This is a genomic window from Pseudomonas fluorescens (assembly GCF_018614655.1).
In the GTDB taxonomy this organism is placed as follows: domain Bacteria; phylum Pseudomonadota; class Gammaproteobacteria; order Pseudomonadales; family Pseudomonadaceae; genus Aquipseudomonas; species Aquipseudomonas fluorescens_BX.
In genome coordinates this window covers 323,863-340,034 of sequence record NZ_JAGGOG010000018.1, presented here as the reverse complement: position 1 = coordinate 340,034, position 16,172 = coordinate 323,863, and the positions used below count along the sequence as shown (strand labels likewise).

At 58.7% G+C, this 16,172-nt stretch carries 14 protein-coding genes and 1 tRNA gene; 8 read left to right on the top strand and 7 right to left on the bottom strand.

Translation table 11 applies throughout. From position 1 onward, the window contains the following. Positions 1 to 46: 46 nt before the first annotated feature. Positions 47 to 123: transfer RNA gene (locus J7E41_RS19635), tRNA-Met, on the bottom strand. A 282-nt stretch (positions 124 to 405) separates the two neighbouring features. Here J7E41_RS19635 and dinB point away from each other — a divergent pair. Further along, positions 406 to 1,464 (top strand): DNA polymerase IV, encoded by a 1,059-nt coding sequence (dinB, locus tag J7E41_RS19630; RefSeq protein WP_214995356.1) that lies wholly within the window; start codon positions 406 to 408, stop codon positions 1,462 to 1,464. A 187-nt stretch (positions 1,465 to 1,651) separates the two neighbouring features. On the opposite strand, the gene J7E41_RS19625 is transcribed toward dinB, so the two are convergent. The 4 genes from J7E41_RS19625 to J7E41_RS19610 all read right to left on the bottom strand — a co-directional run bounded on the left by J7E41_RS19625 (position 1,652) and on the right by J7E41_RS19610 (position 6,482). Then, complete coding sequence (locus J7E41_RS19625; RefSeq protein ID WP_214995354.1) at positions 1,652 to 2,605, bottom strand: hypothetical protein; 954 nt, start codon at positions 2,603 to 2,605, stop codon at positions 1,652 to 1,654. Positions 2,606 to 2,625: 20 nt separating this feature from the next. Beyond that, complete coding sequence (locus tag J7E41_RS19620; protein WP_214995352.1) at positions 2,626 to 4,341, bottom strand: proline--tRNA ligase; 1,716 nt, start codon at positions 4,339 to 4,341, stop codon at positions 2,626 to 2,628. Between the two features lie 202 nt (positions 4,342 to 4,543). After that, entirely contained in the window at positions 4,544 to 6,085 is a 1,542-nt protein-coding gene (locus tag J7E41_RS19615) for an AmpG family muropeptide MFS transporter (RefSeq protein WP_214995350.1), read from the bottom strand. A gap of 43 nt (positions 6,086 to 6,128) precedes the next feature. Beyond that, complete coding sequence (locus tag J7E41_RS19610) at positions 6,129 to 6,482, bottom strand: MGMT family protein (protein ID WP_214995348.1); 354 nt, start codon at positions 6,480 to 6,482, stop codon at positions 6,129 to 6,131. Between the two features lie 163 nt (positions 6,483 to 6,645). Here J7E41_RS19610 and J7E41_RS19605 point away from each other — a divergent pair, with 163 nt between their 5' ends. Then, the gene (locus J7E41_RS19605) at positions 6,646 to 7,653 is read left to right on the top strand and encodes a DUF481 domain-containing protein (RefSeq protein ID WP_214995346.1); all 1,008 of its coding nucleotides are present in this window, start codon (positions 6,646 to 6,648) and stop codon (positions 7,651 to 7,653) included. Positions 7,654 to 7,698: 45 nt separating this feature from the next. Here the strand turns inward: J7E41_RS19605 and J7E41_RS19600 are convergent, their stop codons facing one another. After that, entirely contained in the window at positions 7,699 to 8,457 is a 759-nt protein-coding gene (locus tag J7E41_RS19600) for an SDR family oxidoreductase (protein ID WP_214995344.1), read from the bottom strand. 75 nt (positions 8,458 to 8,532) lie between these two features. Here J7E41_RS19600 and J7E41_RS19595 point away from each other — a divergent pair, with 75 nt between their 5' ends. From J7E41_RS19595 to groL, 4 genes are all read left to right on the top strand, one after another. Beyond that, on the top strand, positions 8,533 to 9,264 hold the full coding sequence (locus J7E41_RS19595) for a HugZ family protein (RefSeq protein ID WP_214995342.1): 732 nt from the start codon (positions 8,533 to 8,535) through the stop codon (positions 9,262 to 9,264). A 66-nt stretch (positions 9,265 to 9,330) separates the two neighbouring features. Then, the gene (locus tag J7E41_RS19590) at positions 9,331 to 9,807 is read left to right on the top strand and encodes an FxsA family protein (protein ID WP_214995340.1); all 477 of its coding nucleotides are present in this window, start codon (positions 9,331 to 9,333) and stop codon (positions 9,805 to 9,807) included. 238 nt (positions 9,808 to 10,045) lie between these two features. Then, the gene (locus tag J7E41_RS19585; RefSeq protein ID WP_003208599.1) at positions 10,046 to 10,342 is read left to right on the top strand and encodes a co-chaperone GroES; all 297 of its coding nucleotides are present in this window, start codon (positions 10,046 to 10,048) and stop codon (positions 10,340 to 10,342) included. A gap of 50 nt (positions 10,343 to 10,392) precedes the next feature. Next, the gene (gene groL / locus J7E41_RS19580) at positions 10,393 to 12,036 is read left to right on the top strand and encodes a chaperonin GroEL (RefSeq protein WP_214995337.1); all 1,644 of its coding nucleotides are present in this window, start codon (positions 10,393 to 10,395) and stop codon (positions 12,034 to 12,036) included. Positions 12,037 to 13,257: 1,221 nt separating this feature from the next. Here the strand turns inward: groL and J7E41_RS19575 are convergent. Continuing rightward, positions 13,258 to 14,001, bottom strand: coding sequence for a phosphatase PAP2 family protein (locus J7E41_RS19575; RefSeq protein ID WP_214995335.1), 744 nt, complete (start codon positions 13,999 to 14,001; stop codon positions 13,258 to 13,260). 205 nt (positions 14,002 to 14,206) lie between these two features. Here J7E41_RS19575 and colR point away from each other — a divergent pair, with 205 nt between their 5' ends. Continuing rightward, the gene (gene colR / locus J7E41_RS19570; RefSeq protein ID WP_003175870.1) at positions 14,207 to 14,890 is read left to right on the top strand and encodes a two-component system response regulator ColR; all 684 of its coding nucleotides are present in this window, start codon (positions 14,207 to 14,209) and stop codon (positions 14,888 to 14,890) included. Next, on the top strand, positions 14,880 to 16,160 hold the full coding sequence (locus tag J7E41_RS19565) for a sensor histidine kinase (RefSeq protein ID WP_214995333.1): 1,281 nt from the start codon (positions 14,880 to 14,882) through the stop codon (positions 16,158 to 16,160). Before colR ends, J7E41_RS19565 begins: the two co-directional genes overlap by 11 nt. Positions 16,161 to 16,172 lie beyond the last annotated feature (12 nt).

Below are 16,172 nucleotides of genomic sequence, written 5' to 3'. Positions count from 1 at the left end.
GCAGGCACAAAAAAGGCCACTCTTTCGAGTAGCCTTTTTTGATGTTTGGTTGCGGGAGCCGGATTTGAACCGACGACCTTCGGGTTATGAGCCCGACGAGCTACCAGACTGCTCCATCCCGCGTCTGTGTGTCGGCATTCTACAGAGGAACGACCGTGTGTCAACCGTTGATTCAAAGAAAAGCGCTTGTGGTTCAATCGCTTAGCTCTCCACGGCAACATCTTGATAGGGCGCGGGCCAGTCAGGGCGAGGCTTTCAGCTCTATTGAGGGGGCTGTTTCGATTGAGAAAATGAATTCATCAGGGTTTTTTCCTACCGCTTGTGCGGAAGATTCAAAGTACTGGTGCTATATACAGGTGTCAGTGAGATACTTGCATTTTCTGCCTTGGCCGCCTCTTTCTTTATATGACGCAGCGCAAAATCATCCACGTCGACTGTGATTGCTTCTACGCCGCCATCGAGATGCGCGATGACCCGAGCCTGGCACAAAAGCCCTTGGCAGTCGGTGGTTCGGCGGATCGGCGGGGCGTGATTGCCACCTGCAATTACGAGGCGCGGGCTTATGGCGTGCGTTCGGCGATGTCCTCTCGGCATGCCTTGAAGCTCTGCCCGGATTTGACCATCGTCAAGCCGCGCATGGATGCTTATAAAGAAGCGTCGAAGGAAATCCAGACGATCTTTCGTGATTACACCGACCTGATCGAGCCGCTGTCCCTGGACGAGGCTTATCTGGATGTCTCGGACTGCCCGCATTTTGGCGGCAGCGCCACGCGCATCGCCCAGGACATCCGGCGCCGCGTTTCCAATCAACTGCACATCACCGTTTCCGCCGGCGTGGCCCCGAACAAATTCCTGGCCAAGATCGCCAGTGACTGGAAAAAGCCCAACGGCCTGTTTGTGATTACCCCTGATCAGGTGGAAGACTTCGTCTCGGCGCTGCCCGTCAGCAAGCTGCACGGCGTGGGGAAGGTGACGGCGGACAAGTTGGCGCGGTTAGGGATCGAGGACTGTCTGCAGTTGCGGGAGTGGAACAAGCTGGCGCTGGTGCGCGAATTCGGCAGTTTTGGCGAGCGGCTTTGGAGTCTGGCCCGTGGGATTGATGACCGGGTGGTGCAGAACGACAGTCGCCGGCAATCCATCAGTGTGGAAAATACCTACGATGTTGACCTGCCGGATCTGCCCAGTTGCCTGGAAAAATTACCTGAATTGATGGAGACCCTGGCCGGGCGCATAGCGCGCATCGACAGCAGCTACCGGGCGGGCAAGCCGTTCGTCAAAGTGAAATTCCACGACTTCACCCAAACCACGCTGGAGCAGGCGGGGGCAGGGCGGGACCTTGAGAGTTATCAGCAGTTGCTGACGCAGGCGTTCAATCGTGGCGGGAAGCCGGTGCGATTGTTGGGGATTGGGGTGCGGCTACTGGATTTGAGTGGCGGTAATGAGCAGTTGGAGTTGGCCTGGTAGAAACCAGAAACCAATGTACTGGTCTGGTTGGAATGGTGGTGTAGCTGCTGCCGAGGTACGAGGCTGCGATGGGTTGCGTAGCGACCCCGGGGCGCCCCTGCGGACTGCATCGCAGCCTCGTACCTCGGCAGCGGCTACATCGCTATCGCGTAGCTCCCACATTTGGATCGTCTGCGTTGCTGAAAACTCAGCTCGACCCTGGATCCGCCACCAACCGCCCCGCATCCTTGGTCAAGGCCTTGAGGAATTCCTGTTGTAACTCAGGATCATTGCGAGTCAGCTCGATCAGGCTTTGTTCCAGCTCGCTGGCTTCTTCTTCCAGGCCCAGTTCAGACAAGCGCTTGACCCGATGTACCCACTGACTGACTTCGTCATCTTCCAGGTCGTCGTAGATCAAGCCATGGGCTTCCAGCAGTTTGCCCCGCAGGGTATTGCTGATTGCCAGGGAGGAGTCCGAATGCACATCATCCTGGGCATCGTCGACACTGATCTTCAGTGTGCCGATACGGTTCAGGTCCTGCTCGGCAAACGGGCTGTCCAGCAGGTTCAGGCGCAGCACTCCGCTGCGGTCGGTGGTCAGCTCATGAGTCTGCTTGCCTGCGGTAACCTGCACCGGGCGTTCACTCCAGGGCAGTCTTGAAGACTCCAGGCGCTTGTCGCGCTGGACTTCATCAATACCTGCCAGGTTCTGTTGTGCCCGTCCGTGGGATTGCACGTTCATGAACGGGTTGAGCCCGTCCACGCCGTAGCTGAGCCAGTCACGTGTCATGCTGGTGGGAAGGTTACCCAGCGCGAAGACATTGGCCACGTTGGCGCCGACACCTGCCACCAACGCCACCGCGCCCAGCGGCATCTCATAGAGCTTGCGCCATGGCTGGTAGGGCGTGTAGCGATCGTAACGACGGGTCACTTCGAACTCGGTGACCTCGAAGGTCTTTTGCTCATGAATTCGAACCCGGCGTTGCGGCAGCTCAAGCACTTTAGGCTCGCCCACATCAATCTGCAGGCTATGGTCGAGCAATTTGCGCTCGATACGTTCCTCGTGCTCGCTGCGCTGCGACATCTGATTGGCGCAGCCGCTGACCAGCAGGGCACCGCACAAGGCGGCGCCCCCCAGGGCTTGGGTGTTTCGCTTGAACATGACTTCTCTTGATCTGGTTTTCAGCGACGAATACGCGCCTGAAGGAAAGACAGCACGTCAGCCACCGGCAACGGTTGGGCTTCGGCTTCGGTCCGGCTCTTGTATTCCAGATTGCCATCGGCCAGGCCGCGGTCACTGACCACGATCCGGTGCGGGATGCCAATCAGTTCCATGTCGGCGAACTTGATGCCGGGGCTGGTTTTCTTGTCCCGATCATCCAGCAGCACTTCAAAACCGGCGGCCGTCAGTTCGGCATACAGTTTGTCGGTGGCTTCGCGTACCAGTTCGGTTTCGTAGCGCAGCGGTACCAGAGCAATTTGGAAGGGCGCCAGGGCGTCGCTCCAGATGATGCCTTTCTCGTCGTTGTTCTGCTCGATGGCAGCAGCAACCACGCGGGAAACGCCAATGCCGTAGCAGCCCATTTCCAGGGTGATCGGCTTGCCATTCTCGCCCAGTACTTCGCACTTCATCGCCTTGCTGTACTTGTTGCCCAGCTGGAAGATGTGCCCGACTTCGATGCCGCGCTTGATTTCCAGCGTGCCCTTGCCATCCGGGCTTGGGTCGCCGGCCACCACGTTGCGCAGGTCAGCCACGGTTGGCACTGGCAGGTCACGCTCCCAGTTGACGCCGAAGTAGTGTTTGTCATCGAGGTTGGCACCGATGCCGAAGTCGCTCATCAGTTCGACGGAACGGTCGATGATGATCGGCAGCGGCAGGTTCAGCGGGCCGAGGGAGCCCGCACCGGCGCCAATGGCGTCGCGCAGCTCGGCATCGCTGGCCATGACCAGCGGGCTGGCAACGCCAGGTTGCTGGGAAGCCTTGATTTCGTTGAGCTCGTGGTCACCACGGATCACCAGCGCGATCAGCTTGCCTTCTTCTTCGGCATGCACGATCAGGGTCTTGATGGTCTTTTCAATCGGCAGATTGAATTTCTCCACCAGCGCGGCGATGGTCTTGGTCTCTGGTGTATCCACCAGACGCAGTTCTTCAGCCGGTGCTGGACGGGAAGTTTCCCGTGGCACGGCTTCGGCTTTCTCGATGTTCGCCGCGTAGTCGGAACCGTTGCTGAAGGCGATATCGTCTTCACCGGATTCGGCCAGCACATGGAACTCATGGGAGCCGGCACCACCGATGGAGCCGTTGTCCGCTTCAACCGCACGGAATTTCAGGCCCAGGCGAGTGAACACGTTGCAGTAGGCCTGGTGCATGCGGTCGTAGGTGACCTGCAGGGACGGCAGGTCCGCGTGGAACGAATAGGCGTCCTTCATGATGAACTCGCGGCCGCGCATCAAACCGAAGCGTGGGCGGATTTCGTCACGGAATTTGGTCTGGATCTGGTACAGGTTGAGGGGCAGCTGTTTGTAGCTGCTCAACTCATTGCGCATCAGATCGGTGATCACTTCTTCGTGGGTCGGGCCGGCGCAGAAGTCGCGGCCATGACGGTCCTTGAAGCGCAGCAATTCAGGGCCGTACTCTTCCCAGCGCCCGGATTCCTGCCACAGCTCGGCCGGTTGGGTGCTCGGCATCAACACTTCCAGAGAGCCGGCGGCGTTCATTTCTTCACGAACGATCGCTTCGACCTTGCGCATCACCTTCAAGCCCATGGGCAGCCAGGTGTACAGGCCCGAGGCCAGTTTGCGGATCATGCCGGCGCGCAGCATCAACTGATGGCTGATCACGACTGCGTCGGATGGCGTTTCTTTCTGTGTGGCGAGCAAATATTGACTGGTGCGCATGGTAGGCCGTTGTCGGTTGCTTGGACTTGAAATGACTTGGGATTGTACGGGCGCTTGCTGCTCGCGTACAGGCATCAGGTTAAGGGCGGTACATGTAGGAGCGAGCTTGCTCGCGAAGGTCGTCAACGATAACGCGGGAAGCCCGGATAAACGCGGTGTTCCTGAGTTCTTTGCGAGCAAGAACCAGGCGTGCCCCTCGCTCCTACAGCGGATCGCCTTCCTCGGGAGGATTCAACCGTATCCGCCGATTTTCCTGAAACCAGTGCAAGGCAATCAGGAGCAGCGTCGGCACACCCAGCAGGGCGGTGATCAGGAAGAAATTGTGATAACCGAACTTCTCCACCATCACCCCTGAATACCCGCCAATCAAGCGCGGTAGCAACAGCATGATCGAACTGAGCAACGCATATTGGGTGGCAGAGAACTTGAGGTTGGTCAGGCTCGACAGGTAGGCAACAAACGCCGACGTCGCCAGGCCCGAGCTGAAGTTATCCAGGGAAATGGTGAAGATCAGCATCTGCAGGTCCGCGCCCATATCGGCGAGCATCAGGAACAGCAGGTTGGTCCCGGCCGAAGTGATACCGCCGATAAACAGGATCGGCAGGATCCCGAAGCGCACGATCAGCAGGCCGCCCATGCCGGCGCCTACCAGCGTCATGATCAGGCCGAAGACCTTGCTGACACCGGCGATCTGGTCTTTGGTGAAGCCCTGGTCGATATAGAACACGTTAGCCATCACGCCCATGACCGTGTCGGACATGCGATAGGTGGCGATCAGCCCCAGCAGCAGGAATGCCTGCCAGCGATAACGCAGGATAAAGTCGTTGACCGGTGTGAGTACGGGGGCGAGTCCGCGACGCCCCATGGCCGAGAGGCACAGGGTGGTGAGGAGGATGTAGAGGATGGCCCGCAGGAACGCACGGTCTTCCAGCAGCAGGTCGAGCAGGCTGACGCCTTGGAACAGCACGCTGGCGAAGTCGGTGTTGTACAGCTGGGTAAACATTGCGGGTACCGACACCAGCAACACGATCAGCACAAACACCGAGACCAGTTGATGGACGAAGCTGTAGCGCCCGGCTTGAAGTTGGGTGCGCAACGGTACATCGGGTTCGCGCATGAAGAAGGTGGTCAGCAGAGCCGGGACCATCAGCAGGCCGAACAGCACATAGGTGCCGGTCCAGGCCGAATGCTTATAGTTGAAGCCGGTGGAGCCGAAGCCTTCGGCAAAGAACAGCGCGCCGGCGGTGGCCAGCAACGCGGCGATCCGGTAGCCCGACATATAGCTGGCGGCCAGGGCGGCCTGACGGCTGTCGTCGGCGATTTCCAGGCGATAGGCGTCCACGGCGATATCCTGGGTGGCGGACGCGAAGGCGACGACTACGGCAATTGCAATCAGCCAGGACAAGTGTTTCTGCGGATCGCAAAAACCCATGCCGATCAATCCGAGGATCACCAGCGACTGGGCCAGTACCAGCCAGGAACGACGACGCCCAAGCTTGCCGAGTAACGGCAGGCGCCATTGGTCGAGCAGCGGCGACCAGACCCACTTGAAGGCATAAGCCAGGCCGATCAGGCTCGCATAACCGATCGTTTCGCGGGCCACACCGGCTTCACGCAGCCACACCGAGAGCGTCGAGAACACCAACATGTAAGGCATGCCGGCAGCAAAGCCGAGCAGCAACAGCACTAACGTCGAGGGGCTGGCATAGGCAGCGAGCGCGGCGCGCCAGGTTTTACGGGGCATGGGCTGGAGTCTGCCTCAGATTTGCGGAAACAAAGCGCGCACTCTAACCGCTGTGCTCTACCGGGCGCCAGCCATGACGCTGAATATCAACGCGATTGTTCAGGATACTGACACCTTCACTGCGCAAACGCGCACGTTGCTCGTCCCCGGAGGCACTCCCCACGGGCAGACTTATCCGACCGCCGGCACCCAGCACTCGGTGCCAGGGCAGTTTGGTGTCGCCGGGGAGTTGGCTGAGGGTACGGCCGACCCAGCGGGCCGCGCGCCCCAGGCCCGCAAGGTGCGCCAACTCGCCATAACTCACCACACAACCCTCGGGGACCTGGGCGAGGGTCAGGTAGAGCGCCGTTCGGCGTATCTGGGCAGGGCTTTGTTCTTCGTCGGCGGGGTCAATCACTTGGGCGTATCCCGTTGAAATCGTCAGTCTGTTTGTAAGAAACGTCTGTAAAAATGGCAATGAGAATTGAACTCAATATAGAGAGTCGAGTCAGTCCTTGCTAAGACTTTATCCTTGGCGATAATGCCCGTTTTTTTCGCAAACTTGAGTCCATCATCCGCTTATGCTGTCCAGAACCCTGCTATGCCTCGCTGTTTTCAGCGCCTCCACCCCCCTGCTCGCCGATACTGTCTGGTTGAAAAATGGTGATCGCCTGACCGGCAAGATCAAGGTCTTCGACGGCGGTAAATTGCTGATCCAGACCGACTATGCCGGCTCTATTCCGGTGGACTGGAAGCAGGTGAAAACCCTGGAAAGCGACCAGGAGTTGCTGGTCAAGCAAGATGCCTACACGGGCGAGAAAGCCAAATCCCTGCAGGCCGCCGAGCCCGGCAAGGTCACCCTGGCCAATGGCGAGGCACCGAAGACCGTCGAGTTGGCGAGTATCCAGCAGATCATCAAGCCCAAGCCTGTGATCGAAGATCTGGTGTGGAAAGGTAATGTCGACGTGGCGCTGGACTACAAGCGCGCAGAAAAAGACACCAACGACTATGACATCGACTTCAAGACCAGCGCCCGCCATGGCGCCTGGCGGCATACCGCCAAGGGCGAATACAACCGGGAGTTCCAGAACGACGTCGTGACGACCGACAACTGGAGCGCCGAGTACGACCTGGACCGCTTCCTCACCGAACAGTGGTTCTGGCAAGGTCGCTTGACCTACAAACGCGACAAGATCGAAGACCTGTCCCGCCAGCGCACCATCGGTACCGGCCCGGGCTACCAGTTCTGGGATGACGAATTGGGTGCGTTTTCCCTGGGCTCGTTGTTGAACCGTACCGACTACGAATACGCCGACGGCGGTAAAGACAATTTCTACTCGCTGGCCATGAAGTGGAGCTACAACCGTTATCTGGTTGGCAAAACAGTGGAGTTCTTTACCAACGGAGAATTGGGCAAACCCCTGACAGGACCTACCGACTATTCCCTCGATGCGGAGATGGGCTTTCGCTACAAGGTCACCGAATGGGCGTCTCTCAACCTCAAGGCTGAGCGCGACATTATTAGCGGTGGCTCGGACAGTGATTTGAGCAAGACCCGCTACACCGCGGGTTTTGGCGTGACCTGGTAATCGGGTCACGCTCGACCAGAATGTGGGCCCGGGCTTGCGGCGTTTTTAAATCCGCAAGCCGCCATCCATCTCCAGAATCCGGCCGGTGTAATAGTCGTTCTCGAAAATATACGCTGCCGAATGAGCAATTTCCTCGGGCCGTCCCATGCGCTTGAGGGGAATCCCCGACGTCATCTTCTCCAGTGCCTCAGGCTTCATGCCCAAGGTCATCTCGGTCTCGATAAAGCCTGGCGCAATGCCCGCCACACGAATGCCGTAGCGAGCCAGTTCCCTGGCCCAGGTCACGGTTGCCGCCGCGACACCGGCCTTGGCGGCCGAGTAGTTGGTCTGGCCGACATTACCTGCCCGGGAAATCGACGAGATGTTGATGATGGTGCTTTGGTTCTTCAACTCCACCATCTTTGCCGCCACTTCGCGGGTGCACAGGAAGACACCGGTCAGGTTAACGTCGATCACTGCTTGCCACTGAGCCAGGCTCATCGTGGTCATCTCGCCGTCCTTGACCTTGAGCAGCAAGCCATCGCGCAGGATCCCGGCGTTATTGATCAAACCGTGAATGGCACCGAAGTCTTCGGCAATCTGCTTCACCGTCTGGACGACTTGCTCTTCATTGGCCACATTGCACAGATAGGCGCGGGCCTTGACGCCACGGGCCTGGCAAGCGGCGACCGCCTGGTCGAGTTTTTCCTGATTCAGGTCCACCAGGGCCAGGTTGGCGCCTTTGCCTGCAAAATACTCGGCCATGGAGCGGCCCAAACCCTGGCAACCGCCGGTGATAATGATTACTTTGTCGTTGAGATGCATTCGCATGTCCTGTGAGCAGATTTAAGCGCTCACCCTAGTCCGTTTTTTGACGGAATTTACCGAAGGAGTCATAAGTTGAGCGCGCACGTTGCCAAGAATGCCCGAGAACTACTGCTCAAGGAATACCGGGGAGCGCTCTCCACGCTGTCCAAGGCCATGCCTGGATTCCCCTTTGGCTCGGTGGTGCCTTACTGCCTGGATGCCGAAGGCCAGCCGCTGATTCTGATCAGCCGCATCGCGCAGCACACCCATAACCTGCAGAAAGACCCCAAGTGCTCGTTACTGGTGGGGGAGCGCGAGGCGGACGACGTACAGGCGGTAGGGCGTCTGACCTACCTGGCTGAAGCGCAAAAGATCAATGATCCTGCGGCGATCGAATCGGCTGCCGAACGTTATTACCGTTATTTCCCGGATTCGGCGAATTACCACAAGGCCCATGATTTCGATTTCTGGGTGCTCAAGCCGGTGCGCCATCGTTATATCGGTGGTTTTGGCGCGATCCATTGGGTCGATCAACTGACCTTGGCCAATCCGTTCGCTGGCAAGGCCGAGCTGAGCATGATCGAGCATATGAACAGTGACCACGCCAAGGCCATTGCCCACTATGTCGAGCTGGCTGGCCTGCCGACGACAGAGCCCGCTCAGTTGGCCGGTATCGACAGCGAAGGCATGCACCTGCGCATCGGTCAGGCGCTGTATTGGCTGCCTTTTGCCGAGCCTTGCAACACGCCGACACAAGTACGCGAAGCCTTGGTTTTCTTGGCTCACGCGCAGGCCTGGCCGAAAAAAACGGTCGCCGAAGCTTGAATTCACGAAACGGCGACGTCATCTAAGGTGAACTAGCAAGGCATTCTTGCGTTGAGGAACCATTTGATGCGCCCTTTTTTATTGCTCTTTCTGCTGTTCCTGGTGTTGGAGCTGTTCGTATTCGTCAAGGTCAGTGCGGCCATCGGGTTTTTCCCGGCCCTGCTGCTGATTATTCTCGGCTCGATGCTCGGCGTGTTTGTGCTGCGTATCGCCGGCTTGGCCACCGCACTGCGCGCCCGTGAAAGTTTGAATCGCGGCGAGCTGCCGGCCCAGACCATGCTTGAAGGCCTGATGATGGCCTTGGCTGGCGGCTTGTTGATCCTGCCGGGTTTTGTCAGCGACGTGCTCGGCCTTGTGCTGTTGTTGCCATTCACTCGCAAGCTGTTGGCGGGCAAGATGCGCCAGCGTGCCGAAGAGGCTGCGATTCGTCAGCGTGCGTTCTCCGATGACCTGCAGCCACGCGGCGGCCCGGCCCCTCGCCAGCCTCTGGGGCGCGAGGGTGACGTGATCGAAGGTGAGTTCGAACACCGCGACGCCAAGTAGCCCCTTCACTGGCATGGCACCTTCGGGTGCTGTGTTGCTTTTAAAGACACAAAAATTTTCATCCCCAAGCCTTGTAATAAGCTTATGCGCCCTTATGTAACGGTCACCGCAAGGTTTCTGGTGGCGACACCAGACAGACTTCCGCGTTTCGTCCTGCGAACCGCGACCGGCGCCGCCGGAATTTAACCTGCCGGAATTGACACCGGCCGATGAAAAACACAATTAGGAGAGATCGACAATGAGCAAGCTTCGTCCTCTGCATGACCGCGTCGTCATCCGTCGCAGTGAAGAAGAAAAGAAAACCGCTGGTGGGATCGTTCTGCCAGGTTCGGCTGCTGAAAAAGCCAACCACGGTGTGATTCTGGCTGCTGGTCCAGGCAAAACCCTGGAAAACGGTGAAGTACGTGCGCTGGCTGTGAAAGTGGGTGACAAGGTTGTATTCGGCCCTTACTCCGGCAGCAACACTGTGAAAATCGACGGCGAAGACCTGCTGGTAATGGCTGAGAACGAGATTCTCGCTGTTCTGGAAGGCTGATTTCCCCGCTCATTTTCCCGTTACTACAAAGTATTTAAGGAATATCGATCATGGCTGCTAAAGAAGTTAAATTCGGCGACTCCGCCCGTAAGAAAATGCTCGCCGGTGTCAACGTCCTGGCTGACGCAGTAAAAGCGACCCTGGGCCCTAAAGGCCGTAACGTGATCATCGAGAAGAGCTTCGGCGCTCCGACCATCACCAAGGACGGCGTGTCCGTTGCCAAAGAAATCGAGCTGAAAGATCGCTTCGAAAACATGGGCGCGCAGCTGGTCAAAGACGTTGCCTCCCGTGCCAACGATGACGCAGGCGACGGCACCACCACCGCTACCGTTCTGGCTCAGTCGATCGTCAACGAAGGCCTGAAAGCCGTCGCTGCCGGCATGAACCCGATGGACCTGAAACGCGGCATCGACAAGGCGACCATCGCCATTGTCAAAGAGCTGAAGTCCCTGTCCAAGCCATGCGCTGACACCAAGGCTATCGCTCAGGTCGGCACCATCTCGGCCAACTCCGACAGCTCCATCGGCGACATCATTGCCGAAGCCATGGAAAAAGTCGGTAAAGAAGGCGTGATCACCGTTGAAGAAGGCTCGGGCCTGGAAAACGAACTGTCGGTTGTTGAAGGCATGCAGTTCGACCGTGGCTACCTGTCCCCGTACTTCGTCAACAAGCCAGAGACCATGACCGCCGAGCTCGACGGCCCGCTGATCCTGCTGGTCGACAAAAAGATCTCGAACATCCGTGAACTGCTGCCAGTTCTGGAAGCTGTTGCCAAAGCCGGCCGCCCACTGCTGATCGTTTCCGAAGACGTTGAAGGCGAAGCCCTGGCGACTCTGGTTGTGAACAACATGCGCGGTATCGTGAAAGTGGTTGCTGTTAAAGCACCTGGTTTCGGCGATCGTCGTAAGGCCATGCTGCAGGACATCGCTGTTCTGACTGGCGGTACCGTTATCTCCGAAGAGATCGGCCTGAGCCTGGAAAGCGCTACCCTGGAACACCTGGGTAATGCCAAGCGCGTCACCGTGACCAAGGAAAACACCACCGTCATCGACGGCGCTGGCGTCGAATCTGACATCCAGGCTCGTGTGACCCAGATCCGTTCGCAAGTGGCTGATACCACTTCCGACTACGACCGTGAAAAACTGCAAGAGCGTCTGGCCAAGCTGTCCGGCGGCGTTGCAGTGATCAAGGTTGGCGCGGGTTCCGAAGTTGAAATGAAAGAGAAGAAAGCCCGCGTTGAAGACGCCCTGCACGCTACCCGTGCAGCCGTTGAAGAAGGCGTGGTACCTGGCGGTGGCGTGGCACTGGTTCGCGCTCTGCAGGCTATCTCCGGGCTGAAAGGCGACAACGCTGATCAAGACGTCGGTATCGCTCTGCTGCGTCGTGCTGTTGAAGCACCGCTGCGCCAGATCGTTGCCAACTCCGGCGACGAGCCAAGCGTCGTTGTCGACAAGGTCAAGCAGGGTTCGGGTAACTTCGGTTACAACGCTGCTACCGGCGAATACGGCGACATGATCGAAATGGGCATCCTGGACCCAGCTAAAGTGACTCGTTCGGCTCTGCAAGCGGCTTCGTCGATTGCCAGCCTGATGATCACCACCGAAGCAATGATCGCCGAGATCAAAGATGACGCTCCTGCTGGCGGCGGTATGCCAGATATGGGTGGTATGGGCGGTATGGGCGGCATGATGTAAGCCAGCCTTACCCCGATACTGAAAAGCCCCGCCTGCAGTGATGCAGGCGGGGCTTTTTTTATGCTGTTGCAAGACCCATGTGGAAGAGGTCCCGTCAGATGTTCGACGGAGCGCTGTCGCGCAGACAACTGGATATATAGGCAACGCTGTTCACTTAAGCCCTTGCCGAGAAATGTTGGCTTTCGCTCCCTTGTAGCCGCTGGCGCAGCCTGCGATCGGCTGCGCAGCAGTCGCAAGGGTCTTGAAACCGCTGAAGGTCCTACGGCCCTTATCGCAGCCTCATTCTTCGGCAGCGGCTACAGGCCATGTCGATCACCTGTAGCCGCTGGCGCAGCCTGCGATCGGCTGCGCAGCAGTCGCCGGTCTCTTGAAACCGCTGAAGGTCCTACGGCCCTTATCGCAGCCTCGTGCCTCGGCAGCGGCTACAAGAGCCGTGTCGATCACCTGTAGCCGCTGGCGCAGCCTGCGATCGGCTGCGCAGCAGTCGTCAGTATCTTGAAACCGCTGAAGGTCCTACGGCCCTTATCGCAGCCTCGTGCCTCGGCAGCGGCTACAAGAGCCGTGTCGATCACCTGTAGCCGCTGGCGCAGCCTGCGATCGGCTGCGCAGCAGTCGTCAGTATCTTGAAACCGCTGAAAGTCCTACGGCCCTTATCGCAGCCTCATACCTCGGCAGCGGCTACAGGCCATGTCGATCACCTGTAGCCGCTGGCGCAGCCTGCGATCGGCTGCGCAGCAGTCGCCAGGATCTTGAAACCGCTGAAGGTCCTTCGGCCCTTATCGCAGCCTCGTGCCTCGGCAGCGGCTACAAGAGCCGTATCGATCACCTGTAGCCGCTGGCGCAGCCTGCGATCGGCTGCGCAGCAGTCGCAAGGGTCTTGAAACCGCTGAAGGTCCTGCGGCCCTTATCGCAGCCTCATTCTTCGGCAGCGGCTACAGGGTCGTGTCGATCACCTGTAGCCGCTGGCGCAGCCTGCGATCGGCTGCGCAGCAGTCGCAAGGGTCTTGAAACCGCTGAAGGTCCTTCGGCCCTTATCGCAGCCTCGTACCTCGGCAGCGGCTACAGAAAACAAAGCCCGCAAAAGTTGTGTAGATTTTTCGGTGAATCCCAAAAAAACGCCGCTTGCCCATCTCGGGGTAAGCGGCGCTTTTCCTTAAGTGAACAGCATTGGGCTATATACGAGATTTATGGTTTTGAAGGCTAAGGTTTAACCTTTTAAAATCAGTAACTTATTTTATGTTTGATCAGGGCGGGCTCAGCCGTCTTCGCGGGTCGATACAGCAAGAAGTAATACGTCCCCAGGCAGATCAGCCAGCAAAAAATTGCCGTCCACACGTTATGGGAAAAGAAGTGCGCGCCTTGCATCATCCGGCCGATGGAAAACACGGTGCCCAAGCTGGCGGCAAAGATGAAAGCGCTACGTGCCAGGCGCGGCCGACGATCGCGCAACACAAAGAACAAGGCGAACAAAGTGAAGCCGGTAGCCGCGTGACCGCCCGGCCAGCAACGTCCAGGTTTATCGGTTGGCGGGCGGGGGCTTAGCAGTTCGCTGTAGGTTTCCTTGCCGCCGAACTCTTTGAGGCTCCACGGGCATTGCACGGCGGTGACGGCCTTCATCGGCGTGACGAACGCCGTGGCCAGCGCCAGAGACAGCACCAGGCAACCCAGTTCGCGACGATAGGGCTTGAGGCGTTCAAGGATGAATGTGCCGATAAAACCCAGTATCGCCAGCAGCGAGAACAGAATGACCAACTGCTTGGCGCGGTCGTGAAGGATGTCTTCGAGGAAAAAACTGTGGCGACCGATAAAGCCACCCTCGGCCGGACTGTAGAAAAGCTTGGCCAGGCTCATATCCAGTGATGTCAGTTGCAGCAATAGCAAGGTCACTGCCGCGATGGCTGGAACGGCGAGGCATAGCCCAAGGTTGAGGGGGGGTGAAGCCGGTCGGGCAGCGGTGGATGACATGGCGAACTCGGTAGGGTGATATCGAATGGGCGCGATCATCGGCGCGGTGCTGTAGTGAGGTTGTGAACCTATAGTGAAAAACTTGTTAAGACGATCAATTGCTTGAAACACGTTATGGTTGCCCGTTCAACCCTAGCCCTGAAACAGACTTGGCCTTAAGCTGCGCGAGCCAACACGGCTGTTACCGCGTACGGAGACATTGCCCATGCGAATCCTATTGGTTGAAGACAACCGCGATATTCTAGCCAACCTGGCCGATTACCTGGGGCTCAAGGGTTACACCGTGGACTGTGCGCAGGACGGATTGTCGGGCCTGCACCTGGCCGCCACCGAACATTACGACCTGATCGTGCTCGACATCATGCTGCCGGGGATCGATGGTTACACCCTGTGCAAGCGCCTGCGTGAAGACGCCCGCCGTGATACGCCGGTGATCATGCTTACCGCCCGCGACCAACTGGATGACCGGTTGCAAGGCTTCAAGTCGGGTGCCGATGACTACCTGCTCAAGCCGTTCGCCCTGTCGGAACTCGCCGCGCGGATAGAAGCTGTGCTGCGACGCGCCCAGGGTGGCGGTCGCCGTGCCTTGCAAGTGGGCGACTTGAGCTACGACCTCGACACCCTGGAAGTGACCCGCGAGGGGCGCCTGCTTAAGCTCAACCCGGTAGGCCTGAAGCTGCTGGCGGTGTTGATGCAGAAAAGCCCTCACGTATTACGCCGCGAAATTCTCGAAGAGGCCCTGTGGGGTGACGATTGCCCGGACAGCGACAGCCTGCGCAGTCACGTCCATCAATTGCGTCAGGTGATCGATAAGCCCTTCGCCAAACCGTTGCTGCAAACGGTGCATGGTGTGGGCTATCGCCTGGCCGAGGGTCGTGATGGAGTTTAAGCAAAGCCTTGCCCAGCGGATCATCATTGCCTTTGCGTTGATGAGCGCGTTGGTGGCGGGGGCTTTCGCCATGGGCATCGTCGCGACGGTGCATCTGGTGGAAGAGAAGTTGATCTCTGCCGGCCTGGGGGGGGATCTGCAGCGTCTGTTGTTGATGGACAGTGTCGAGGACTGGAGCCACCGTCCCGAGCCGGACCAATTGTTTTACTTCAGCGGTGGCCCGGGCGACTTCGAGTTGCCCAAGGACCTGCGCCACTTGGACGTAGGCTTTCATGAGGTGTTTCGCGAGCAGCTTTCCTACCATGCGATGGTCGAGATCGTCGACGGTCGCCGCTACGTCCTGCTGCAAGACCAGAGCGACTTCGAAGAACGTGAGCGGGTGCTGTTTGCCGTGGTGCTGGTGGGTTTTATCCTCAGCTTGGCGCTGGCAGTGTTCCTCGGCTGGGTCCTGGCCCGCAAGGTGATGGCGCCGGTGGTACGGCTGGCCCGCCAGGTTCGTCATCGCGACCAATTGCTCGGCTTGGCTCCGCCCTTGGCCCCGGACTATGCCGCGGATGAAGTCGGTGAGTTGGCGGTGGCATTCGACGCCACCCTCGGGCGTTTGCGTCAGGCGCTATCCCGGGAGCGGTTGTTTACCAGCGATGTCAGCCATGAGTTGCGCACGCCATTGATGGTATTGGCCAGTTCCTGTGAGCTGTTGCTGGAAAATCCGGCGATTGACCAGCGCGGTCGCAACCAGGTTGAACGCATCGCCCGCGCCTGCGAAGAAATGCGTGAACTGGTGCAGACCTTCCTGATGCTGGCACGGGCTCAGCGGGAAGACGCCAGCATGTCGCCTCAGGTCAACCTGGCCCGGGTGGCCGACGACTTGCTGGGAATCTGGCGTGAGCCGATCAAAGACAAGGGCATCGAACTGATCTATCAGCCGGGTAACCCTCTGGACACCCGCTATAACGCCACCTTCCTGCACGCGGTGATGGGTAACTTGTTGCGTAATGCCCTGCATTACACCGAGCGTGGGTTTATCCGACTGACCCTGGAACCTACCGGGTTCGTGGTGGAGGACAGCGGTGTCGGGATCCCCGAAGACAAGCGTGAGGCGATGTTCGAGCCGTTTGTGCGCGGTAGCGAGAAGCGCGGCGAAGGCCTTGGGTTGGGCTTGTCACTGGTCCAGCGGATCTGCGAGAACCAAGGCTGGACCGTCAGTCTCAGCACCATGGAACCCAACGGCTGCCGTTTCCACGTTGAGTTGAGCCAGGTCAAATCCTGAATCCTGCACTGC